The sequence below is a fragment of the Paenibacillus sp. SRL342 genome (genome assembly GCF_984798905.1).
The window spans coordinates 6327163-6351848 of sequence record NZ_OZ481790.1 but is presented as its reverse complement, the minus strand read 5'-3'; the positions used below and the strand labels follow the sequence as shown (position 1 = coordinate 6351848).

General features: G+C 43.0%; 15 protein-coding genes and 1 pseudogene. 15 read left to right on the top strand and 1 reads right to left on the bottom strand.

Going from position 1 to position 24686, the window contains the following annotated elements:
* Positions 1 to 53: 53 nt before the first annotated feature.
* From AC4E8D_RS27970 to AC4E8D_RS27955, 4 genes are all read left to right on the top strand, one after another.
* Positions 54 to 2567 carry a U32 family peptidase gene (locus tag AC4E8D_RS27970; RefSeq protein WP_017692029.1) on the top strand — a complete coding sequence of 838 codons (2514 nt, stop codon included), beginning with the start codon at positions 54 to 56 and terminating at the stop codon, positions 2565 to 2567.
* A 105-nt stretch (positions 2568 to 2672) separates the two neighbouring features.
* Positions 2673 to 6323, top strand: coding sequence for a DEAD/DEAH box helicase (locus AC4E8D_RS27965; protein WP_490205434.1), 3651 nt, complete (start codon positions 2673 to 2675; stop codon positions 6321 to 6323).
* Between the two features lie 75 nt (positions 6324 to 6398).
* Complete coding sequence (gene galU / locus AC4E8D_RS27960) at positions 6399 to 7277, top strand: UTP--glucose-1-phosphate uridylyltransferase GalU (protein WP_490205433.1); 879 nt, start codon at positions 6399 to 6401, stop codon at positions 7275 to 7277.
* A 138-nt stretch (positions 7278 to 7415) separates the two neighbouring features.
* A protein-coding gene (locus AC4E8D_RS27955) for an IS3 family transposase (protein ID WP_339183318.1) occupies positions 7416 to 8749 on the top strand; the annotation gives its coding sequence in 2 pieces (ribosomal slippage) (positions 7416 to 7818 and positions 7818 to 8749; 1335 coding nt in all).
* 94 nt (positions 8750 to 8843) lie between these two features.
* Here the strand turns inward: AC4E8D_RS27955 and AC4E8D_RS27950 are convergent.
* Positions 8844 to 11309: an O-antigen ligase family protein gene (locus AC4E8D_RS27950; RefSeq protein WP_490205432.1), complete on the bottom strand. Its 2466-nt coding sequence runs from the start codon at positions 11307 to 11309 to the stop codon at positions 8844 to 8846.
* A 103-nt stretch (positions 11310 to 11412) separates the two neighbouring features.
* Between AC4E8D_RS27950 and AC4E8D_RS27945 the strand changes: the two genes are divergently transcribed.
* The 11 genes and pseudogenes from AC4E8D_RS27945 (at position 11413) to rfbA (ending at position 24669) form a co-directional block, all read left to right on the top strand.
* Positions 11413 to 12207, top strand: coding sequence for an ABC transporter permease (locus AC4E8D_RS27945; RefSeq protein ID WP_490205431.1), 795 nt, complete (start codon positions 11413 to 11415; stop codon positions 12205 to 12207).
* Positions 12208 to 12223: 16 nt separating this feature from the next.
* The gene (locus AC4E8D_RS27940) at positions 12224 to 13480 is read left to right on the top strand and encodes an ABC transporter ATP-binding protein (protein WP_490205430.1); all 1257 of its coding nucleotides are present in this window, start codon (positions 12224 to 12226) and stop codon (positions 13478 to 13480) included.
* Between the two features lie 47 nt (positions 13481 to 13527).
* Positions 13528 to 14823, top strand: coding sequence for an RraA family protein (locus AC4E8D_RS27935; RefSeq protein WP_490205429.1), 1296 nt, complete (start codon positions 13528 to 13530; stop codon positions 14821 to 14823).
* Between the two features lie 14 nt (positions 14824 to 14837).
* On the top strand, positions 14838 to 15815 hold the full coding sequence (locus tag AC4E8D_RS27930) for a KpsF/GutQ family sugar-phosphate isomerase (protein WP_490205428.1): 978 nt from the start codon (positions 14838 to 14840) through the stop codon (positions 15813 to 15815).
* A 13-nt stretch (positions 15816 to 15828) separates the two neighbouring features.
* A complete protein-coding gene (gene kdsA, locus AC4E8D_RS27925; protein WP_490205427.1) occupies positions 15829 to 16665 on the top strand; it encodes a 3-deoxy-8-phosphooctulonate synthase in 837 nt (278 codons plus the stop codon).
* Between the two features lie 5 nt (positions 16666 to 16670).
* Complete coding sequence (locus AC4E8D_RS27920) at positions 16671 to 17183, top strand: KdsC family phosphatase (RefSeq protein ID WP_490206515.1); 513 nt, start codon at positions 16671 to 16673, stop codon at positions 17181 to 17183.
* A gap of 36 nt (positions 17184 to 17219) precedes the next feature.
* Positions 17220 to 19298: a capsular polysaccharide export protein, LipB/KpsS family gene (locus AC4E8D_RS27915; RefSeq protein ID WP_490205426.1), complete on the top strand. Its 2079-nt coding sequence runs from the start codon at positions 17220 to 17222 to the stop codon at positions 19296 to 19298.
* Between the two features lie 9 nt (positions 19299 to 19307).
* Positions 19308 to 20642 (top strand): annotated as a pseudogene (locus tag AC4E8D_RS27910) (glycoside hydrolase family 99-like domain-containing protein); the annotation flags it as partial.
* A gap of 24 nt (positions 20643 to 20666) precedes the next feature.
* Complete coding sequence (locus AC4E8D_RS27905; protein WP_490206514.1) at positions 20667 to 22604, top strand: glycosyltransferase; 1938 nt, start codon at positions 20667 to 20669, stop codon at positions 22602 to 22604.
* Between the two features lie 66 nt (positions 22605 to 22670).
* The gene (locus AC4E8D_RS27900) at positions 22671 to 23780 is read left to right on the top strand and encodes an acyltransferase family protein (protein ID WP_490205425.1); all 1110 of its coding nucleotides are present in this window, start codon (positions 22671 to 22673) and stop codon (positions 23778 to 23780) included.
* Positions 23781 to 23790: 10 nt separating this feature from the next.
* Positions 23791 to 24669, top strand: coding sequence for a glucose-1-phosphate thymidylyltransferase RfbA (rfbA, locus tag AC4E8D_RS27895; RefSeq protein ID WP_339790460.1), 879 nt, complete (start codon positions 23791 to 23793; stop codon positions 24667 to 24669).
* Positions 24670 to 24686: the final 17 nt, after the last annotated feature.

Here is a 24686-nt window from a genome sequence, read left to right as displayed (position 1 = left end):
TTAAGGATATAGGGATGAAATCCGGCGGATAGCCGGTTATGGGGAGGATCTACATGAAAACAGCAACAATACGAAGAGAAGACGTTGAACTTCTGGCGCCTGCTGGTGACTGGGATTGTATGCGTTCGGCGGTAGCTAATGGCGCAGATGCAATTTTCTTCGGAGTCGAAAAGTTTAATGCACGGGCACGGGCCAACAATTTCCGCATGGACGAGCTGCCGGAGATTATGGCGTTTTTGCACAGTTATGGCGTAAAAGGTTTTTTGACCTTTAATATATTGATTTTTGAAAATGAATTGACGGATGCCAAAGAACTGATTGATGCATGTGTCGATGCAGGTGTGGACGCAGTAATTGTTCAGGACTTGGGTTTGGTGAAGATGATCCGCGAGATCTCGCCGGATTTCCCGATTCACGGTTCAACACAGATGACAATTACGTCCCCGGAAGCGGTCGAGTTTACGAAGCCGTTTGATATGGAACGTGTCGTTCTGGGACGGGAGAACAACCTGAAGCAGATCCAGAAGATCGGGGAGCAGGCGAAGCTTCCGATGGAAGTATTTGTTCACGGTGCGCTGTGTGTATCCTACTCGGGGCAATGTCTTACTTCCGAAATGTGGGGAGGACGTTCGGCGAACCGTGGGGAGTGCGCACAAGCTTGTCGTCTTCCCTACGACCTGATGGTGGATGGGGTACACAAACCGATGGGTGATGTAGCCTATCTGTTGTCTCCGAAAGATCTGGCAGCGATTGACCTGATGCCGGAACTGATCGAAGCAGGAGTAACTTCTTTCAAAATTGAAGGACGTCTCAAAACGCCGGAATACGTAGCAAACGTAGTAAGCAAATATCGTAAAGCGATTGACCGTTATTTTGATGGAGATAACACGCCGCCAAGCAAGGAAGAAGTTCGCGAATTGCAGCAAAGCTTCTCCCGTGGCTTCACACATGGTTTCCTGAGCGGTACAAATAACAAAGAACTGGTGGATGGAACATTCCCGAAAAGCCGTGGTGTCTACCTTGGTCGTGTGGATCAAGTGTTGCGCGATGGTGTGGTCCTGAAGCTGGATGCACCCGTGAAACGTGGAGATGGAATTGTATTTGACGCCGGAGACCCGACTCAGAAGGAAGAGGGCGGACGCGTATACGATGTACGTCGTAAAGGCGTAAAACTCGAAGGCGAAGCCGAAGAGGGCTGGATCGTTGACGTTGTGCCAGGCCGCAGTGACGTAGATCTGCGCCGCGTGAAAGTTGGCGACAAAGTGTGGAAAACGAATGACCCGGCGCTGGACAAACGTCTGCGTCAAAGCTTCGAGACCGAGAAGCCGTACCGTGTATTCCCGGTGAAGGTGAAGGTCATCGGCAGCCCAGGGCAGCCGCTTAGCACATGGTGGACAGACGTGCAGAAAGGCACGACCGTCCGTATTGATTCCGAGATGGAACTGGACATCGCGCAGAAGCGTCCAATGACACATGAATTGCTCGAAGAGCAGTTCGGACGTCTGGGAGGCACCGTGTTCCAGTTGGAAGGAATGGACGTCAATCTGCACGGTGACGTTATCATCCCGATGCGTGAGTTGAATAACATTCGTCGTCAGGCTGTAGAACAACTCGCGGGCGAGCGTCCTAAACCGCCCGTCTACGTGAAACGCGCGGTAGATGTGTACGGCGATTCGGTTAAACCGGCATCACCAGTCGCTCGCGGTCAAGCAGAGCTGACCGCACTCTGCCGTAGCCTGCCACAAGTGGAGGCAGCGATTGAAGCAGGAATCGGTATGATTTATGCCGACTTCGAGTTTATCAAACAGTTCCCGGCAGCCGTGGAAGCTGTGCATGCCGCTGGTCGCAAGATCGCGCTGGCAACACCGCGTATTCACATGCCTGGGGAGAACGGATATCACAACAACATCTTGCGTCTGAAGCCGGATGCGGTATTGGTACGTAATACAGGCGCACTGTACTTCTACCTGCGCCACCGGATGGAAAACCCGGATGCGAAGCACCCGGAACTGATCGGCGACTTCTCATTGAACATCGCCAATCACAAAGCAGTAGAATTGTTCCTGGAAGCCGGATGTGACTGGATCACCCCATCCTATGACCTGAACATCCAACAAATGGTTGATTTGCTGGGCCACTCCCGTACAAGTCAGACCGAAGTGGTTATCCATCAGCATCTGCCGATGTTCCACACCGAGCACTGTGTATATTGTACGTTCATGAGTGAGGGAACCGACTTTACAAACTGTGGACGTCCTTGTGAGGAACAGCGTGCATCCCTGCAAGATCGGATCGGCATGTCCCACCCGGTACGTGTGGATGAAGGTTGCCGTAATACGGTGTACAATGCAGTGGAACAGTCAGGTGCCGAGTATCTGACCAACTTTATGGATCTGGGTGTATCCCGTTACCGTGTGGAATTCCTGGAAGAGACACCGGAGCAGGTACGCGAAGTTATCGATCTGTACAACCGTGCACTGCGCGGCGAGATCAGTGGTACACAAGTTTGGAAAACACTCAAAGCAACGAACCAACTGGGCGTTACACGTGGTCAATTGGTGAAATAACAATTGTATGGTACAACAACAGTTACAAGCATGAAGGAACCCCAATCTCTGCTTCAAGGAGCTCTTGGGTTTTTTTTTACATCATGACACAGGAGGCGAAGAAGCGTGGCACCATTCACAATTATGGATATCAAATTGCTGTGCGGGGTCACTGCATTCAAGCGCGGAGAAGATTATAACCAATCTGGCAGGGTGACTAATCTGGTGGTTAGTGAGGATCAGCTTCATTTTGAAGCACAGGTACGTGGATCGGAGCGCTATCAGGTGACGGTGGATATAGATGCATCAGGTGAGATTGTGGCAGACTGCAGTTGTCCGGGTGACGGCAGGCATTATGACTATTGCAAACATGTCGCTGCTGTCCTGTTGGCTATTCACGAATGGGGTGAGCAGCAGGAGCGTAATGCGACGATTGCCTCTGGGAAGCCTCCTCAACCTGCTACAGGCCAAGGAGCCAATACCAGTTCCAACTCAGGTTCCAAGTCCAGGGTTGGGACGTTGGTCGAAGAGAGCATGTGGGAGCGCCCCCCGTCTGCTTCACAACGAGAGCAACTGAATGATGCTCCAGAGCGTCCGCCCGTTCACTTTGCCCAAGCAGGTCGGCCAAGCTCAGCTTCGGGTTGGGGCCGCTCGGCAGATAAACCTTCTTACCGTACGGCGGATCAGATTCTGTCCATGTTTGCCAAGGATCGGAGACCGCTGCATGGAAATGATCGTAAATACACGGCCCCTGTCAGCCGTTCCTCCCTGCGGGAAGAATTGCAGGTTCAGTTTATATGCAAGCTGATACAAGTTCACAAGGGTGGTGGGAAACTCGCTCTTGAACTGAAAGTGGGTAACAAACGTCTGTATGTGGTGCAGAAAGTGAAGCAATTCCTGAACTGCATCGAAAAGGGCGAGCCCATGTCATTTACCAAACTGTTCCACTATGATCCATTAATGCATGTGTTCACTCCGCAGGATCAGGCTATTCTCTCGATGCTTATTCGAATGAGACAGAGTGAGGAGGCATACCGCCAATCCATCTCCGGTTATCTGGGAGCTTCGGACGGACGGGATATATTGATTGCTCCGCTCGTATGGAAGCCATTGCTGGAATTGCTGCTACAGGCTGACAGCCGAATGGAGGGCACGGGATTTGCCAATGGACCACTCACACTGGGTGAGGGGGTACTTCCTTTATTTTACCGGATTGCCCAGGGAACGAATGAAGGGTATCAGCTTGAAATTTCGGGACTACGTGAGCTGATTCTTCTCCCTGCTTATGATGCCGCTGTGGTGGAAGGACAGTTGCATATGTTGGAGCCGATGCAGATGCGAAGTCTGGAGGACTTGAGTGGAGCACTCACTTCATATGGAATCAAGGAAAGCATCGATATTTCGACTCAGCAGGTGGATGAGTTTGTACAGCATGTCGTGCCAGAACTGCGTACGCTTGGACATTTGTCCATTGATTCACAGGTGCGTGAACAGATCGCGGAACCGGAACTTTCATCGAAGCTATACATCGACTTCTATCGTGAGCGTATTACAGCACGTCTGGAATTCGACTATGAGGTCATGGTTATTAATCCGCTTGCAGAGTATTTGATAGATGAAGAAGAGAAAAAGGTTATTTTGGTGCGTGATCGATACAAAGAGCGGAATCTCATTGAACGGCTCGATCGTTCTTTTCTGGAACGTGATGGTAGTGTCTGGGCGAGTGAACGGGAAGATGCGATCTATGATGTTATGTATCATTTGTTGCCTGAACTTGAAAAACAGGTAGATATCTATATGCCAAACGCCGTGAAGGCGATGGTGCAATCCTATCCAACACCGCCGAAAGTACGAGCAGATTTGGGAAGAGGACTGGACTGGCTGGAAATTTCATTTGAGATGGAAGGTGTGGACGAGCAGGAGCTTCAGGAACTCATGCGTCGCATTGTGGAAAAGAAACCATATTTCCGTCTCAAGAGCGGTGTCTTTCTGTCGCTTGAAAATGAAGGTGCAGATAGCTTCGCTCACATGGCCGATTCACTCGGACTTGGAGCAGATGACATCAAGAGCAGCCATATCCGGCTTCCAGCTGTTCGAGCGTTACAATTGCCAGGCAGGGATGAAGTTTCCGGTCATGTGAAGTGGGGAGGCTCCCTGAAACGTTTCCTTGATGATCTGCGAGATCCCGAACGGATGGATTTTGCATTGCCAGAGACACTGACCCCCATCCTGCGGGATTATCAGAACAGCGGATACCAGTGGCTGCGTACCCTCGCTTATTATCGTTTTGGCGGCATTCTGGCCGATGATATGGGACTTGGCAAAACGTTGCAAAGCATCGCGTATATCGCAGCGGTGCTGCAGGAAAAGCCCGAGTACAATATGGACCATACGGGCGTTGATAAATACCGGGAGAGCGGATCATTACGGGGCGGTGAAACGTTAACGACTTCCGACATCGACCCCGAAACTGGTCTCCCATTGGAAAAGATGGCCTCAGAGAATATGGATGGTTTATGGTCCACGGTGCAGCAGGATGGACTGACGATAAGAACGAGGGTCATTCATCCCCCGGTACTTGTCGTTGCGCCTGCCTCGCTGACCTACAACTGGGCTAATGAGTTTGCGCGGTTCGCCCCGCATCTGAACGTCCTGATCGTAGCCGGTCAGAAAGAAGAGCGAGCCAATATGCTTTCTGGCATGGATGAGGCAGATGTAATTGTGACGTCGTATCCTCTGTTGCGACGGGATTTGGAAACCTACCTGGGCCGAACCTTCCATACGCTCATTCTGGATGAAGCTCAGGCAATCAAAAATGCTTCTTCTCAGACCGCGCAGGCAGTTAAACAAATTCAGGCTCCGCGTCGTTTTGCACTCACAGGAACGCCTGTAGAGAACTCGCTGGATGAACTGTGGTCCATTTTTGAAGCCGTATTCCCTGGGTTGTTTCCAAGTTACAGAAGATTCCGCGATCTTCCTCCGGAACGGATCTCGCGGATGGTGCGTCCGTTTATTCTGCGCCGCCTGAAGAAGGATGTGTTGGAAGAATTGCCTGATCGCATTGAAACGGTACAGCGGTCAGAGCTTACGGTTGAACAGAAGAAATTGTATGCGGCATACCTCTCCCAGCTTCAGGATGAAGCATCAAAGGACATGGAGGATAACGGATTCCAGAAGAATCGCATCAAAATTCTGGCAGGCATCACACGCTTGCGTCAGTTGTGTTGTCACCCGGCCCTCTTTGTTGAAGGATATCAAGGCGATTCTGGGAAAATGGAACAGTTGCTTGAAACGGTCGAGGATTGTTTGGCTGCTGGGAAACGAATTCTCATCTTCTCCCAATTTGCGAGCATGTTGAATCTGATTCGTCAGACCCTCTCGGCACAGGGAAGGAATCTTTTCTACCTCGATGGTCAGACCCCTGCACAGAGCCGGGTCGAGATGTGCCAGAGATTTAATGAGGGCGAAGCTGAACTGTTCTTAATCTCCCTGAAAGCTGGCGGTACCGGACTCAACTTAACAGGTGCAGATACCGTTATATTATATGATTTATGGTGGAATCCCGCCGTGGAAGAACAGGCAATTGGCCGTGCACATCGCATGGGACAGAAACAAGTGGTGCAAGTCATCCGTCTGGTTACCGAAGGTACAATCGAAGAGAAGATCTTGGAACTTCAGCAGCGGAAGAAGGACTTGATTGCCGAAGTGATCGAACCGGGAGACGGAGGATCGACAACCTTATCCGAACAGGATATCCGCGAATTATTGATGGTATAATAGAGTCCAAGCATCGTAGCACTCAGAATCATTAAATATATTAAAATATGTATCTAGCAAAAGGAGTGGGTTCGTATGCAAATTCGCAAAGCAATTATTCCAGCCGCAGGGCTGGGTACCCGGTTTTTGCCTGCCACCAAGGCGATGCCGAAAGAAATGTTACCCATTGTGGACAAGCCGACGATCCAATATATTATCGAAGAAGCTGTCGCTTCGGGTATTGAAGATATCATTATTGTGACAGGTAAAGGGAAACGGGCCATTGAAGATCACTTTGACTATTCTTTTGAGTTGGAGCAAAATCTGGCAGGGAAACAGAAGTGGGACTTGCTCAATGAAGTACGCAAACCCTCCGAGATGGCAGATATCCATTATATCCGTCAAAAGGAACCGAAGGGACTTGGTCACGCCATCTGGTGCGCCCGCAAGTTTATCGGCAACGAGCCTTTTGCCGTCCTGTTAGGGGACGACATTGTAGAAGCGGAACATCCCTGCCTGAAGCAGATGATCGATGTTTACGATGAACTGCAATCTCCGATTGTTGGTGTACAGCCTGTTGATTGGAGCGAGGTATCCCGCTACGGAATTGTGGACGGAGATTTGCTTACCCCTACCGATGATCGTGTTTTTCGCGCTAGGCGCTTAATTGAGAAACCAAAGACCGAAGATTCCCCTTCGAATCTTGCTATTATGGGACGTTATATTCTTACACCGGATATTTTTGAGATCCTAGGTCAACAATCTGCTGGTGTCGGGGGAGAAATCCAGCTTACGGATGCCTTGTCCCGATTGAATGAACAGCGGCAGATTATCGCATATCATTTTGACGGACTGCGTCATGATGTTGGTGAGAAGTTGGGTTTTATTGAGACATCGATTCATTATGCGTTGCAGCACCCGGATTTGCGGGAGGATTTGTTGGCGTACCTGAAGAAGATAGTGGCGTCGAACTAATATATTTCTAATGAATAAGATCACAAAAAAGGTTTGCCCTTTGTAAACTGTACCCTATAGAGTAGATACTTTAAAAAAGTCTCTCTATGGGGTGTTTTTGTTATATACCATGTACGAGACAAGGACGGAGAACGATTAATGAGTAAGAAAACATTTACAACAAGCGAACTAGAGCAACTTGCTACAAATCCCTATGTGAAGTCTGTTTCGACCAAGGGAATCACTTATACGGACGAGTTCAAACAACTCTTTATTACATTAAATCAGCAAGAAAGGCTGCCTAGAGAGATCTTTGAGACTTGTGGATTTGACGTTCAGATCATTGGAATGACTCGGGTCAAAGCCGCAGCCGACCGATGGAGAGCCAGTTACAACGAGCAAGGGGCTATAGGCTTACAAGATACACGAGGCAAACATTCAGGAGAGTCTCTAAAACGAGAGTTAACCTTGGCAGAAAAGAACGCGAAACTCGAAGCGCAGATTCACCTGCTCCAAGCAGAGAATGAACTCTTAAAAAAGATTCGCCTGGCCGAACGGGGGTGGAACCACGAGTAAAACTAACGCCTAGCCTTCGATACAGGTTAATCCGAACCGTGATTGAGAAATACCATCTTCAGCGAATGGTAAGTGTTCTGTGTGAGACTGCTGGGGTCTCCAAAAGCGGATATTACCGATACTGGAGCACTTCAGCCATTCACAGACGCACGAAGAAGGAACAGGTTGATGAGGAAATAGGTGTGTACATTCGTCAAGCCTTCCAGTTTAAGAAACGTAACAAGGGCGCTCGTTCCATTAAGATGACGCTGCAAGGACAATTTCAGATCATTTGGAATCTCAAGCGCATCCGAAGAATCATGAAAAAATACGATATTGTATGCCCTCATCGACGAGCTAATCCCTACAAACGAATGATGAAGGCAACCCATGAACATCGAACCATGCCTAACCTGTTACAACGCAACTTCAAACAAGGCATCCCGGGCAAAGTACTTCTAACAGATATTACATACTTAAGTTACGGCCAAGGGAAACGCGCCTATCTGTCCACCATTAAGGATAGTTCCACCAATGAAATTTTGGCTTATCATGTGTCGGAGCGAATGACGATGGATCTGGCGACAAACACGTTGCTTCACTTACAGAAAAATCGCAAATTCAAGAAGAGTCGTAATGCCTTCATTCATTCCGATCAAGGTACGCATTACACTCATCCGGATTTTCAGAAGAAAGTGAAACGGATGGGGCTTGGACAATCCATGTCAAGACGAGGAAATTGTTGGGATAACGCACCGCAGGAGTCGTTTTTTGGTCATTTTAAGGATGAAACTTCCTTAAAGAGCTATGCCACGTTAGACGAAGTCAAACGTGAAGTTAAAGCCTATATGACCTACTATAATCACTATAGATACCAGTGGAACCTAAAAAGGATGACCCCTGTACAATACAGAGATCATCTTCTTGAAGCCATATAGTTTTTTTTAGAAATGTCCTTTACATAGGGTACAGTTTATTGAAGAGGGCAAACCTTTTTTGTATGGAGTTATAGAGGACTAGTAGTGCATTTTATTAGAAATTCAGTTCTGCTATCTGTTTAATCTCGTCTGCTTCATTAGGTGCGACAGCGATAAGGTTATCATATATAGCTTGATCCTGTTGCCCATCCTTAGTTAGAGCGGCAAGGTACCAACGAGCAATTTCACGGTTGGTAGCATCGGTCAGATCCTCTGCGATTCCACCCTTAAGGATAGCAGCAGATCCAGCTGAATCATTTAACATATATTTTATTTTCCCCGCGTTCAGAATCATTGTTGGAGTCAGCTCGAACGGCTGTCCTTGAAGTTGTCCTTCAGGGAGGGTCTTTAGATGCTCTACTCCATCAACAACATGCTGATAGGCTTCCAGACCTGAAGTGAAATAAGATTCCTTCTTAGCTGTATCGCCTTGTCCGAGCGCTTGATATCCAAGATCGAACGAACGGGTGATTAACTGCTCATACCATTCCATATTCCAGATGTAGTTAGCGGCGTACTCTTTTTGGAGAGCATAGGCTGCATCATAATCTGCTCTTAGATCATAGAGATGTATCATTTGCGTTACTATGCTCTTATTATAAGGTTCGGCTGCATTACCTCTTTGAAGTAATTCAAGAGAAGTGTTATAAAACTGATCGTCCTTAGTTTGCTCATATCCTTGTTGATACAAGGAAGAGAGTGTCAGCAATGAATCAATATGTGTTGTACGAATCGATAGATCTTTTTCTAATGGAGCTTTTATCTCTTGGAAATCCTGGCTACTTTGAGCGACCTCTTTGGCTAGTTCAGCATATTGATTTGCTTGCAAAAAGCGTACTGATACAATCAAGAGTAGTATTATAGAGAGTCCTGCAATCGTAATATAGATTCCTCGTGATGTAGAAGGGCTTACTTTGAAGCGCTGAACCGGTCGTGGTTCGATCGCTGCTGCCATACCGCCAAACCCGATAAACACCAGCATGCCGATGAAGACATAACTCATATTGAAATCGAGAAGACTCAATACCAGAATAGTCATGGACAAAATGAAAAATACAAAATGTGACTCTCTTTCGCTTTCGTCTCTTCGCAAGTAGCTGCGAACGTATTGATAGAAGATATACAGAATAAATGACATGAAAATGATAAATCCAATAATTCCGACTTCCACCAAGTATTGCATGAAGAAGTTATGCGCCTGCGCACTAACATATGGATTGTTCTGATACTTCTCGTACAGCGCAGTCCAAGCCCCACCACCTGCACCAATCAATGGGTAATCTGCAATGACCTTTGCGGCATCTTTATAGAAGGTGATTCGTTCAAGAACACTGTGCTGCTGGAAGTTGATGTTTTCCAGACGCGTACTGATACTATCAGGCAAAATGTTGCGAACGCTGGTACCCAACAGCAACACTGCTGCGATAATGGCGAGCAGCGCTGAGCCGAGCGGGATCCACAGGCTTGAACCTTTACGTTTACCCCAGGTATGGAGCTTTGTTTCCAGCTTGGGAGCGATCCAACGTTGAATAGCCCAGATGATGATTGCGACAACGATGGATGCTGCAACCAGATAGATCCAACCTTTGGCTGCAACTCCAGCAGTGAACTGTTGCTGCAGTTCTAGTCCAGCAGTATTGACTGGATTTAAGATCGCAATTGTTCCTATTCCTGAAATGACAAGATAAATGAACCATAAAATCTGTTTTGCTGGTTTGAGCAACAACAGGATAATCACGAACACAATTGGCATCATCACAAGACCTGTCCGCGAAAGTGTAAGCAACAGGGAGAGTAAGATGGGAACAAGCATGAATCCATGCAATAGCTGTGTGTACACTTTTTGGGAGCGGATCATGCTGAAAATAGCAATAAATAAAAATGCCATCAGGAATGCTGCGTATGTATTCGGGTACTGGAATACAGATGCAAGCCGTGGACCATTGGCATCGTTCCAAATCGTTTGATTGTATATCCCGTTAACAACACCTGAAGAGAACCATCCAACTAGCCTACCTGCCAAATGGGAGGCCCCAAGCCAACTTAACAAACCAAATCCGACAATTACATATGCAATTCCTATTAAGGAAGATTGTATGATATGATTGATTTTGTTGTTTTTGAGCAGGTACATTGTCATCACAAAGATCATGGCATAAATACATTGGATGAGGATCATATTGACTGACAAATAATCAGAAACTGTACTTAAAAGTGATAGAACGTAGGTAAGTGGCAGTAATATTACTGCGATCTTTAGCCAGTCTTGCTGAGTCTCTAACTTAATCTGTTTGAAGTAGACAGCAGCCCAAATAATGAATAGAAGGGTTGTAATGGTAACTGCCCAATAAATGGGTCCTTCAAATTGAAGCAATTGTCCGTTAAATAACGCAACTTGGAAAGCGGACCAGAGTAAAAATAAGCTGAGTCCAATGGTCAGTGTCCATAGTAGTGGTGAAGTCGAGTCAATTGACACATTACTCGACGTCTTCTTTTGTTTCCCGTATACTGGATTCGACAAGGTACGAGTCTCCTTTTCTTGAAAGTACGTCAATAGTTTATCACAATCGTAATTCATATGGCTATTATATCGGTTTTATCTAAATGGTAATGGAGTGAATAAGTTGGATTTATTAATGGATTTATTCAGAAATAGGAGAATGCTTTTTTCCCTTTCCTTAAATGATTTTAAGACAAAGTATACAGGGTCATTTTTTGGTGTATTTTGGGCTATTGTTCAACCGCTAGCAACGATTTTTGTTTTTTGGTTTGTTTTTCAAGTCGGATTGAGAACAACACCTACAGATAACAATGTGCCGTTTAGTTTATGGCTAATTTGCGGTCTTGTGCCGTGGTTCTTTTTTTCTGATGCCCTATCCAATGCAACCAACAGTTTTTATGATTATAACTTTCTAGTGAAAAAGATCGTGTTTAAAGTGAGTATGTTACCTTTGATTAAGGTTATTTCTTCCTTGTTTATTCATATGGTATTTCTCGTATTTCTCTTGGTAGTGTATTTGGCTTATGGCTATTCTATCAGTTTGATTTCAATTTTTTCGATACTCTATTTTTCGTTAAGCACGTTTATACTTGTGACCAGTATCAGCCTGATTACCTCGTCGGTAGTGCTTTTTTTTAAGGATCTTGGGCAAATTATTAGTATTGTTCTTCAATTTGGAATGTGGCTGACACCAATTATGTGGTCCACTGAGCTGATTCCAGAGCACCTGCAGTGGATTTTTAAGATTAATCCGTTGTATTACATTGTCCAAGGCTATAGAAGCTCCCTCTTATACAATAAATGGAGTGCAGAGGTTCTAGCAATGACTCCATGGTTTTGGGTCGGGGTGGTAGCTACCTTTATCATAGGGTTACTGTGCTTTAAGAAATTGAAGCCCCACTTTGCTGATGTACTATAAGGGAAAGAGGTCGGTTATGGATAATGTATCAATAAAGGTGAAGAATGTAAGCAAGCAGTATAAGCTTTATGAGAAGCCTATAGATCGGCTCAAGGAATCACTGCATCCTCTTAAAAAGAAATATCATAGAAGTTTTGACGCATTGAGAAATGTAAACATAGAGCTGAACAAGGGTGAGACGATCGGTATTATCGGTAAAAATGGTTCCGGGAAGTCAACCTTGCTCAAGATCATAACAGGTGTGCTGTCACCAACCTCTGGAGAAGTGATTGCACATGGTAAAGTCTCTGCTCTACTGGAATTAGGGACGGGCTTCAATCCAGAGTTTACCGGGATGCAGAACATTTACCTTAACGGCAGCATTATGGGGTACACTAAAGAGGAAATGGAACTGAGGGTTCCGAATATCATGGAGTTTGCTGGCATTGGCGACTTTATTCATCAGCCAGTAAAATCCTATTCTAGCGGTATGTTTGCCAGATTGGCCTTTGCAGTTGCAATTAATGTAGAGCCGGAAATACTCATTATAGATGAAGCACTAAGTGTAGGGGATTTTGTATTTCAGAATAAATGTTATTTGAAAATACAGGAGCTTCAGAAAAAGGGTATTACTATTTTGTTAGTCACACACAGCAATCAGCAAATTATCAAGTATTGTGACCGAGCCATCCTTTTAAATGAAGGAAATTTATTAGAAGATTCTTATGATGTTGAGCGTGTTGTATTCCACTACGAAGAGTTGATGAGAAATGTAACTCACAGTAGTAATGAGGATCCAGAGCAACCGTATCATGCCGAAGTGAATCCTGTTCAAGCTAATGAAGAAGTGAATGAGCACCGGTTCGGAACACATACAGCATTTATTAATGATGTGTTTATTACCAGCAAAGAAGGAGTATGGGAGGACGATCAGATCCTGAAATCAGGCTCTCTTGTACGTTTGAAAATAGCAATTGTCGCCGAACGCACCTTTGAATCTGTTGTCATCGGAGCATCATTCAAAGATGTTAATGGTGTTGTGTTGTGGGGCGATAACTCATTAGAGGCTGGTCAAGCTATCTCTTTGAAAAAAGGCTGGAATTACTTCACTTTTGAGTTCAACATGAATTTTTCCCCTGGGGAGTATCTATTGTATTTGGGGTTGGCTGATATCAGTACGGAGCCTAGAGTGGAGCTTGATCAAAGGTGGCCCGTCAAAAAAATCAATGTGATTAGTACTCGAAATATGGCTGAGGGCTACATATATGCTCCTGCCAAATTGTTCATTGATTAATTGTTCTATACTATCTAATATATCATAACAGTTTCGGAGGGATTTATTTGAAAATCGTAGCTTTTTTACCTGCAAAAGGGGAAAGTGAGCGGATCGAGTCTAAGAACTTGAAGTTGCTAAACGGAAAACCTCTTTTTTTATATACGCTTGAGAAACTAATGGATTGTGATTTCTTGGATGAAGTTTATTTGGATACGGACAGTGAAGAAATTATTCAGCTTGCCAGCGAGACAGGCTGTAAAATCATGCGTAGAGATTCTCGATTGGCCACGAACAAAACGGATGGACATCAGTTGTTCATGAATGAGGTTAATCATACTGAAGCGGACATCTACGTGCAAATACTATGCACAAGTCCATTTATTGAGAAAGAGACTATTAAGCGTGGTATCGATGCTTTGAAGAATGATAGCAACTATGATTCGGTAGTGATGATCAAGAAAGATAAGCAATACACTTGGGATCAGAACGGCCCTTTATATAATAAAGATCATATTCCTAATAGCAAGGATCTGCCTGATACCATTATTGAGACCATGGGGCTATACATTGTTAGAAGAGAAGCTGCTAAACGTTATCAAAAAAGATATGGAGAAAGAGCATTTTTAATTGAAGCTTCACCTCTTGAGGCTGTGGACGTGAATTATCCAGATGAGTTTGAGTTTGCAAATATCATAACTGCGGGCATTCATCAAAAGCAAGTCCAGCATTTGCGTAATATCAAAAATCATTTGTCCAGTTCGTTACTGTCTGACATTTTGGATGATTTGTCTTTGAATGGTGTGATCAGTGATCTAAATCTTAACCTGGAAGGGAAAAAAATCATAGGCAGAGCAAAAACATTAAAGCTTCGTACCCTTCAGCCGGGAGAAGATTACAGAGGTATCTATGACGCTTTGGATTCTTATAAGACAATTGTTGATAATGATATTATTGTTGTTGAAAACGAGTCCTCGGAGAATGCCTATTTTGGTGAATTGAACGCCAATCTTGCCATTCGCTCTGGGGCGGCTGGCGCAATTATAGGTGGAGTAACTCGCGATAGCAGGGAAGTTAAGGGGCTGGATTTCCCTGTTTTTGCAAAGGGATATAACTGTCAGGATGTTCGTAAAAGAGCTACAGTTGAAAGTATGAATAAGACTATACAAGTTAGCGGCATTGTAGTTCGACCTGGGGATCTGATCTTCGGCGATAGCGATGGAGTTGTGGTTATTCCTAGAGCGCATGAAGCTGAAGTTCTAAAACGGGCCGCAGATTCTGTTAAGAAGGAGAAAGATGTTCTTACTTCCATATTTGAGAAGACAGAAGCGATGGACATATATACAAAAGTAGGGGAATTTTAGTGAGGAACTGAGAGATGAAAATGGACTACATTGTAGAAGCAAAGCGCATTTTCCAGAAAGAAATTGATGGGTTAACGCATATGCAAGAACATCTGGGGCAGGAGTTCTCAGAACTTGTGGAGCTGGTATTAAACTGTGATGGCAGAGTGATTCTAACCGGCGTCGGAAAGTCAGGATTAATCTGCAGGAAAATCTCGGCTACAATGTCAAGTCTCGGCACTTCTGCTTACTATCTGCATCCCACAGAAGCTGTACATGGGGATTTGGGCTTCGTGCAATCCAATGATTTGGTTATTGCTGTTAGCAATAGTGGTGAAACCGATGAGTTGCTGCTAATTATCCCATCTGTTCAGATGATTGGAGCAACCATTGTGGCAGTTACGGGTAAGGCTAACACAACACTTGCTAAATTCGCGAGTCTGAATATCGTACTTGCTTTTACGGAGGAAGCTTGCTATCACAATCTCGCTCCAACAACGAGTACTACAGGCACTTTAGTTTTTGGTGATGCACTGGCCCTTGTGGTATCTAAAGCTAATGGTTTTGATAAAGAGGACTTTGCTCTCTATCACCCTAAAGGGAATTTGGGTAAGAAGTTATTGCTTAAGACAAGTGATCTGATGTATAAGGATGAAAAACTTCCCAAGGTTCTGCTTAATACAGACTTTAGGGAGGTTGTTTTTGAAATGAACTCTAAAAGTCTGAAAATGGTCAACGTAGTCAACCCCTCTGGGAAGCTGCTGGGCATTATTACAGATGGGGACGTTCGTCGTAGTCTGTATGAGCATGAGCTTATCTCGCAGATCAAGGTGAAAGATATTTATCAACCGAACCCAGTTACCATTTTGGAAGATACTCTTGCCATAGATGCGATGAGGGCCATGATCAAAGAGGAATTTACTTACTCGTTCTTACCAGTTATTGATGAGCATGCTTATTTAAAAGGCGTAGTTACGTTTATCGATATTGCCAAGAGCGGGATTAGTGTCTGAGGGGGATATGAAGATGAGTGATGTTAGACAAGTAATGATTAGTGAGGACGTTAGTATTGGGGGTACAAGATCTCTTGCCTTTATTGGTGGTCCGTGCGTCATCGAAAGCGAGCAGCTTGTCATGGAGACGGCTGAGAAAATCCAAGTTATAACTGAGAAGCTTGGCTTGAGCTTTATTTTCAAATCTTCATTTGATAAGGCTAATCGTAGTTCCATTGCTTCCTTTCGCGGACTTGGAATGGAAGAGAGCATGAAGATTCTTGGTAAAGTAAAAAAAACATTCGATGTACCGGTTATTACTGATGTGCATGAGACTTGGCAATGTGACATTGCTGCCGAGGTTGCGGATATTTTGCAAATACCGGCTTTCTTATGCAGACAAACGGATTTATTGATAGCAGCTGCCAAGACTGGAAAAACAGTTAATGTAAAAAAAGGGCAGTTCCTATCACCAGGCGAGATGAAGAACATAATTACGAAGCTTGAAGAAGTTGGACATGAGAGAATACTACTAACCGAGCGTGGAACTACTTTTGGGTATAATAATCTAGTAGTAGATATGCGGGGATTGGTTGAGATGCGCAAGCTGGGCTATCCGATCGTTTTTGATGCTACGCATTCTGTTCAGCGTCCGGGTGGTATGGGAACAGCCACTGGCGGTGACCGTGAATTTGTACCATACCTAATGAATGCTGCAGCAGCAGTTGGAATTGATGCTATATTTGCGGAGACGCATCCGGACCCAGATAATGCTCTTTCAGATGGTCCTAATATGATTCCATTAGATCAGCTTGAAGGTGTACTGGAGCAGGCACTACGCATTCATGAAGTAGCAAAAAAAAAAGCTTGAGCAGAGTGTGTAATCCTTCATTAAATGCCTCAAAAGATACACTGAGGGACAAACTAATGCAATGCAAATGGTTGATTACGGACATAGATGGTGTTTTGACGGACGGAAAGATGAACTTGACTGAGAATGGCGACGAGTTCAAGCAGTTCCATGTGCGAGATGGTATTGCAGCTGCTCTATTGAAAGAAAAAGGCTTCAAATTAGGAGTACTGAGCGCAGGACTTGCTAAGAATGCTATAAACAAGAGGTTCAGCGCTCAAGGATTCGATTATATTAGTGTGGATGGAACATCCAAACTCGATAGGTTTCAGCAATTCTTGCTAGATAATCACACTTCACCTTATGAGGTCATTTATATCGGGGATGACATCAATGATGTTGAGGTCATGAAGCACTGTGGTGTAGCTATTTGCCCTAACGATGCTCATTTCTCGGTATTCGATTATTGTGATTGGAGATTGAAGACTAAAGGTGGGAATGGGTGTCTACGTGAAATTGCAGATTATTTATACTTCTGATATCTGATATAGAACGCCAGGGAGGAGGAGCTAGAAGTGAATGTACTATTTTATGTGGAGCCACTAATTGAGTTGGAGAAGCCATATTTTAAAAAAGGGTGGTTAACGGGGGTCTGTGATACAATCCTAACATCATTATCCAACCCTGCTCATAACATTACTCTTGTGTTAAATGAGGCTTTGTCGTTTGGTTTAGAGAATCGCGCTAATGTAGAGGCTATAACCGTATTCCAAAGAGAATTACTGAATCAGGGTGCTTATAACCAATTAGACCTATTAATCTCGTGGTATTGGGATAGTTATGATGAAGAGCAACTGGAATATTATAAGAGTCTGTTCTCCGTGAAGCTTTCTAAGCTGTCTAGTGCTCCTGATGTGATTCTGACTTTCAGCCCTATCCCATTTTTAAAGGCGTTGTTTCCAGAGACTCTTATCCTGCATATTGAATATAGCTTGTTCTCTAGAAAACCTTTCATTGAGACTTGGTATTTTGATCCCATTGGGATGAATGGAGGAGCTTACCTTAATAAGTACTGGAATAGCTTACAGCCGCAGTTTGAGGTTGAGGATTCTGAATATGCTAAAGTTAAAGAATTCAAAGCTAAAGTTCAGAATTTACTTATTAGCAAAAGCCCGTTCAAGGAACGGCTAGCTCCATATAAGGAAGAGTTCGATAAACTCATACTACTACCATTACAGTTCAGCAGATATTATCTGTTTGACGGATTAACTCATTATAAAAGTCAGTTTGATTATCTGCTTGATGTACTAGAGAAAGTGCCTGTGCATACAGGGGTTATTGTGACGACACATCCTGAGTTTAGCATTTTATCCAAAGAAATGATTGAATTTTTGCGAATTAATTACCCAAATTTTATATATGATCACAGCTTCGAAGAGTATTATGCCTCCTCACAGTATTTACTTGCCGAGGTGGACGCTGTGGTTACGGTGTCTTCGAGTGTAGGACTTCAGACGATTCTCTGGGACAAAAAATTGATCTCGTTGGGCAAGGATTTCCTGGATTTTATCGCACAGGGAAAGAACGTGGAACAATTAGACGAGGTATCTGAGCGGACAGATACGGATAAGCTTCTATATTGGATTATGACACATTATGCAGTTCCAAAGTCCAGAATACAGGACTCTGAATGGTTTGAGAGATTTTTGTCCCGGTCTATCAATATGCATAGGCAGAGCGATCCGCTTGAAACATTCTATTATCCGATGCATGATGACAAAGCGGGTATAGTACAAGAATATATAGATACGTTGGATCAATCCATTCCAGAAAAAACGACTGCTCTTTCTTACGATACCCTTTTGGAGATTTCAAGAAATAATACGAATACTATGCCTTTTTTGGAGTGTTACTTTGATAAAGGATTGGGGTTCACTGAGGAAGAATGTATTCGTATTAAAATTCTTGAAAATGAAATGCATTTTGAAATTCCGATTTATAGTAAAGGGGTTTCCGCTATCAGGCTTGATCCAATAAACAGTAAAGGGATTGCTACAATATCCAGGGTCAGTGTTGTAACTGCAGATGGAGTGGATGATTTGGGTATATTGGAAGCAAATGCTGAGTACATTCAGGATCAGACATTTTACTTTTTAAATAATGATCCTCAGTTATTACTGGAATGGAATTATGAAGAACGGTATGTCGAAAAATTATTACTGGAAATTGAATACCAAGCTATTGGCTCTATAGATCCTGCAGTATTTTTAGAATTTATTAGAGGGTTTGCGCAACAGGAAATAGGCACATTAAATCATCAATTAGCAGTGCAGGTTGAGCGTAATAAGTATTTGCATGAAAAGGGTGAATTGCAAGTTCAAAAGATAAATGAGTTGTCAGAAGATAATTCCCGATTAAGTAACCAGATTTCCGAATATGAAATTCAATTGAACTCTTCAAATGAGGCCTATAGAAAATTGCGTGAGGATACAGAATTGGAAGGGCAACGAAAGGATTCAGAAATTCAAGCACTTAAAAACGAATTGCGTGTAACTACTTCTCGACTTGAAGAGTTATTTAACTCCTATTCTTGGAAAATAACAAAACCACTTAGGTTTGTCAAAAATAAAATTAGTCCCAAAAATAAATCGTAGGAGTCGGATATGAGAAAGCTAAGAAGCAATCTTAAGGTGTTACTAAGGAATTCCTATCATAAAATGCCTGTATCAGAGCAGACCAAAAAAAAGGCTAAAAATCTATTCTTTCGAACCTTTAAGGGTGTATTGAAGGATACTGGAACCTATAAAATTTGGGAGCAAAGCGTAGCTCAAGTACCTCAAACGGAGGTAGCTGCAGTACACAGCCAAGCTCAGACAAATGATCCGATTGAAATTCAATATATTCAGGGACTGTTTAGAGCAGCTGACAGCAAATCTCCCCATTATGTCAAGTATAAAGAAGCATCCTTACCTTCACAGGACTTTGACGTGAGACTGATTGCCTTCTATTTACCACAGTTTCACCCTTTTTCTGAGAATGATGAGTGGTGGGGAAAAGGGTTTACAGAATGGACCAATGTAACCAAGGCTGTTCCGCAATTTGTTGGTCATTATCAACCGCATCTACCTGATGAGTTAGGCTTCTACGATTTGAGATTAGTTGATATTATGAAGCGTCAGGCAGAATTGGCCAAACAGTATGGAGTACATGGGTTTTGCTTTTATCATTATTGGTTTACAGGCCATAGACTGATGGAACGGCCCGTTGATCAACTTCTAGAGCATCCAGAGATTGATCTTCCGTTTTGTTTATGCTGGGCGAATGAAAATTGGTCCAGAAGATGGGACGGGCAGGAAAATGATATCTTAATAGAGCAGAAATACTCTTCTGAGGATGACCTTGCATTTATTAAGGACTTATCCAGATATATTAAAGATTCCAGATATATTAAGGTTAATGATAAAGCAGTAGTCCTAGTCTACAGACCTGCATTATTTCCTAACTTCAAAGAAACTGCCCAGATCTGGAGAGAGTATTGCCGTGAAGCAGGTATTGGTGAAATTCATCTTTTAGGTGTATCTTGGGGAATCAAGCATCCGGATGAATTTGGATTGGACGGATTAGTTGAATTCCCACCACATTCAATCCATGAATATGGAAGCGAATTGATTAATCATGAATATAATATCGTAAATCCTAATTTTAATGGTTTGATTTTTGATTACGAGAAGTATGTAAATGAAGAAAAGTATATATTCGAGACAGACTACAGAATGTACAAAGGTGTGTCTCCAAGCTGGGATAACACAGCTAGGAAACCTAATAATGGGACTATTTATCACAAATCCTCACCTGAGTTGTATAAGAAGTGGCTTAAAAATGCTATAAATCATACAAAATCAACTTTTGATGATGATAAAGTGGTTTTTATAAATGCATGGAATGAATGGGCAGAGGGAGCGCACTTGGAGCCTGACCGGAAATATGGTTATGCCTTTTTGGAAGCTACAAGAGAAGCGCTAGTGGAAACGAATCAAGATTTTGAGAGAAATATCGTTTTTGTATCCCATGATGCACACTTTAATGGAGCGCAACTCCTATCGTTGCATATTATTAAAGCTTTAAAGCAAAATTTCAACTACAATATCGAAATGATCTGTCAAGAAGGTGGAATTCTACTTACTGAGTTCAAAAAGTATGCTAACGTTCATGTACTGCATCCAATAGATAATAAACAAGAAACGGAAAAGCTAATCAAACGCTTGTCTCTGAAAAATTATAAAGTTGCTATTTCTAACACTGTGATATCTGGCGGTTTTGTGGAAGTATTCCACTATAATGGGATAAAGACAATATCGCTGATTCATGAACTTCCAGGTGTTATAAAGCGGTATGAGGCAGAGAAAAGAGCAGAACAAATTGCGACTTTCTCAGAGAAGGTAATCTTTCCTTCCGACTATGTCAGTCGCAAATTTAGCGAGGAAGTCTATCGGCTAGACCAAGAAAAAACGATTATTTTGCCGCAGGGACTTTATAAGAACAACAAGTACAAGAACGACAATCTGACTGCTCGTGAGATGCTAAGAAGGACTCTGAATCTCCCAGATCAGGCTAGTGTAGTACTTGGAGTAGGCTATGCTGACTTAAGAAAAGGGATTGATCTGTTCTGCGAAGTTGCTACATCGGTTAAGGATAGCAACTCTGATATCATATTCGTATGGGTAGGAAATTGTGATCCTGATGTAATGAGCTCAATCCCTGACAGACTTAAGGAAAATGTGGTTTTCGTCCCCGCTACACTTGAGGTGGACCAATATTATGCCGGAGCCGATCTGTATTTACTGACTTCTAGAGAGGATCCATTCCCTTCTGTAGTCATGGAAGCCATGAATGTGGGTGTACCGGTGATCGGATTCAAGGATGCGGGAGGGTTTGCCGATATTGTTAATGAGAACACGGGGAAATTGGTTGATTTTCTCGACACGGCTGCCATGTCATCTGAGGTTATTAACCTGATTAACAATCGTGAACAGCTAGCTAAGAAGGGACAATCCGGCCGTGAGTTAGTTGAGAAACAGTACTATTTCATGGATTATGTCTATGAGCTTCTTCATTTGCTAGGGCATGAGTTTAAGAAGGTCAGTGTAGTAGTACCTAACTACAACTATGAGCGCTATCTGCCGGAACGACTGGATACAATTGAGAAGCAGACCTATCCTCTGTATGAGCTGTTAATACTGGATGACTGCTCTAAGGACAAAAGTGCTCAACTGATAGAAGAATTCTCTTCAAACAGAGAAATCAGAGTAGTCAAACTACTAAACTCACAGAATTCTGGATCTGTATTCAAGCAATGGTCTAAAGGGATAGGCGAGGCATCTGGAGACTATATATGGATGGCTGAAGCGGATGACCTGGCATCACCTGAGTTTCTTGAAAAAGTTACAGTAGGCTTTCATAAAGATTCATCTGTAGTCATGGGATACACTCAATCCAAACAAATGGATAGTTATGGCCATATACTGGTCGATCATTATCTGGATTATACTCATGATTTGGATCCGTTGAAGTGGAAAAGTAGTTACTTGAATGATGGGAAGAAAGAAATCAGTGAAAGTCTGGTCATTAAAAATGCTATTCCAAATGTCTCGGGAACTGTGTTTAAGAAGTTTGATATGCAAGAGATACTGGAAGAACTGCTGGAATATAAGATTGCGGGTGACTGGCTCTTCTATACCTGGTTGTTGGAGAAGGGGAATATCTACTTTAATGAACAATCACTTAACTATCACAGAAGACATGTAAATAGTGTCACTACTAGTGAGAATAACCGATTGCATTACAATGAGGTTGTGAAGATGCAGGACTACATCATGGCTCGTTATGAGGTTGCACCGACAATCCAGAACAAGGTGAATGAATATCGAGTGTTTCTTCAAGAATATTTAAAGCTTAATTAATTACCTGTAGAGTGAAGCTCTCTATATTGGATTGAGTTGCTCGTGGGATGCAAAGAGGTGTTATACTTGGGTTTAGCTAACATTGACAACAAGAGGCTCAATAGACTAGATGAAATTGAAGTATTGCGGGGGATTGCAGCTTCTGCAATCGTCCTTTACCACATGTGGGCCTTAGGTGGCTTCCAAGGTGTAATACCTCTGGTCGACCAAATATCTAATTATCTTGGGATAGGAGTACCACTTTTTTTTGCAATTTCTGCTTTTTCGTTATTATATGGGTACTCTACCAAGATTTTCGATGAACAAAGTTTAAAAAAATTCTATGTTAGGCGATATTTCCGCCTTGCGCCGCTATTCTATGTCATGTTAGTGGTTTATCTGATAGAGGCATTTTATGTATGGGGAGCAAAATATAGCTTATCTAATATTATCTTAAATATGACTTTTATGTTCCAACTGGTACCTTCACAGCATCAGAGTATTGTCTGGGCAGGATGGTCTTTAGGAATTGAGTGGGTCTTCTATCTATGCTTTCCTTTGGTAGTATTAACTACAAGGTCAAAAAAGTTACTCATTACAGTGTTTGTTGCTTTTTTGATGATTTCTGTAGGTTATTCCTCTTTAACTGCAGCGGTTGTTCAGGCAGATTCAAGTCTGGACTATATGAGTATAATGAAGCACTTTGTTTATTTTCTTTTGGGTGCTTTGGTTTTTATATGCCGACCTTATCTAGAAAACATTAAAGCTAAATACGCTTGGCTGAAGCACCTCGACATTATTATTCTTGTTGCTTCTGTTACACTGTTTGTTATCTTGGAAAGACATATACCTAAAGACATTGTGAGCTGCTTGCTATTTTTCACTCTTATGAGCTCTGCCTACATCGGGTTTTCTAAACTATTAAATAACCCTTTTACAAGACTATTAGGACGTACAAGCTACGGATTATATTTATTAAACCCTATTGCCATTGTGCTGCTTCAGCGTATGGGCTTGTATGAATTCATAGGCTCATTAATGCCTAATTCAGCCATTTGGTTCCTGGTAAGCAGTGTGATTTCATTTCTAGTCATTGTGGTTGGTTCTGTTCTGGCGTACTACCTCATTGAACAGCCTGGTATTCGTTTAGGGCAACGTTTGCTGGATTATAAGAAGAAAACGACAAGAGAAGGGTGAAGTGGATTATTTGAAAGGAATAATTTTAGCTGGTGGAAGTGGAACGCGTCTATATCCTTTAACTAGATCAATTTCTAAGCAATTGATTCCGATCTATGACAAGCCAATGATATACTATCCTTTATCTATATTGATGCTGGCTGGTATTCGGGAAATACTTATTATATCTACACCAGAGGACACACCACGATTCCAACAATTATTGGGAGATGGATCAGAGCTAGGGATTCAATTAACCTATGAAATCCAAAGCTCACCTAATGGAATTGCTGAAGCATTCATTATAGGAGAGTCGTTTATTGGCGATGACAGTGTTGCTCTCATACTAGGGGATAACATCTTCTACGGACATGGTTTAACGAAATTGGTGAAGGAAGCCTCGGAGCGTTCTCATGGAGCAACTGTATTTGGCTATAATGTTAAAGATCCAGAACGATTCGGAGTTGTAGAATTCAACAAGGAAGGAAAAGCAATATCCATTGAGGAAAAGCCGGAAAAACCCAAGTCATCATATGCAGTAACTGGTCTATATTTCTACGACAATAGAGTTGTTGAATTTGCTAAAAAGATCGAACCTTCTCCACGCGGCGAGCTGGAAATTACTGATATCAATAATGCCTATTTACAGGCCAATGAACTTAATGTGACCTTATTGGGTAGGGGGTTTGCCTGGTTGGATACGGGAACACATGAATCTTTGCTTGAGGCCTCACAGTTTATTGAGACCATTGAGAGACGGCAGAATCAAAAAGTAGCTTGTCTTGAAGAGATTGCATTCAGAAATGGATACATATCAACGGGACAATTACGTAAGCTTGCTGAACCGCTCAAAAAGAATGCTTACGGACAATATCTATTGGATATTGTAAACCGAGCTATAGAGGAATAAAGCGATCTAGGAAGGGT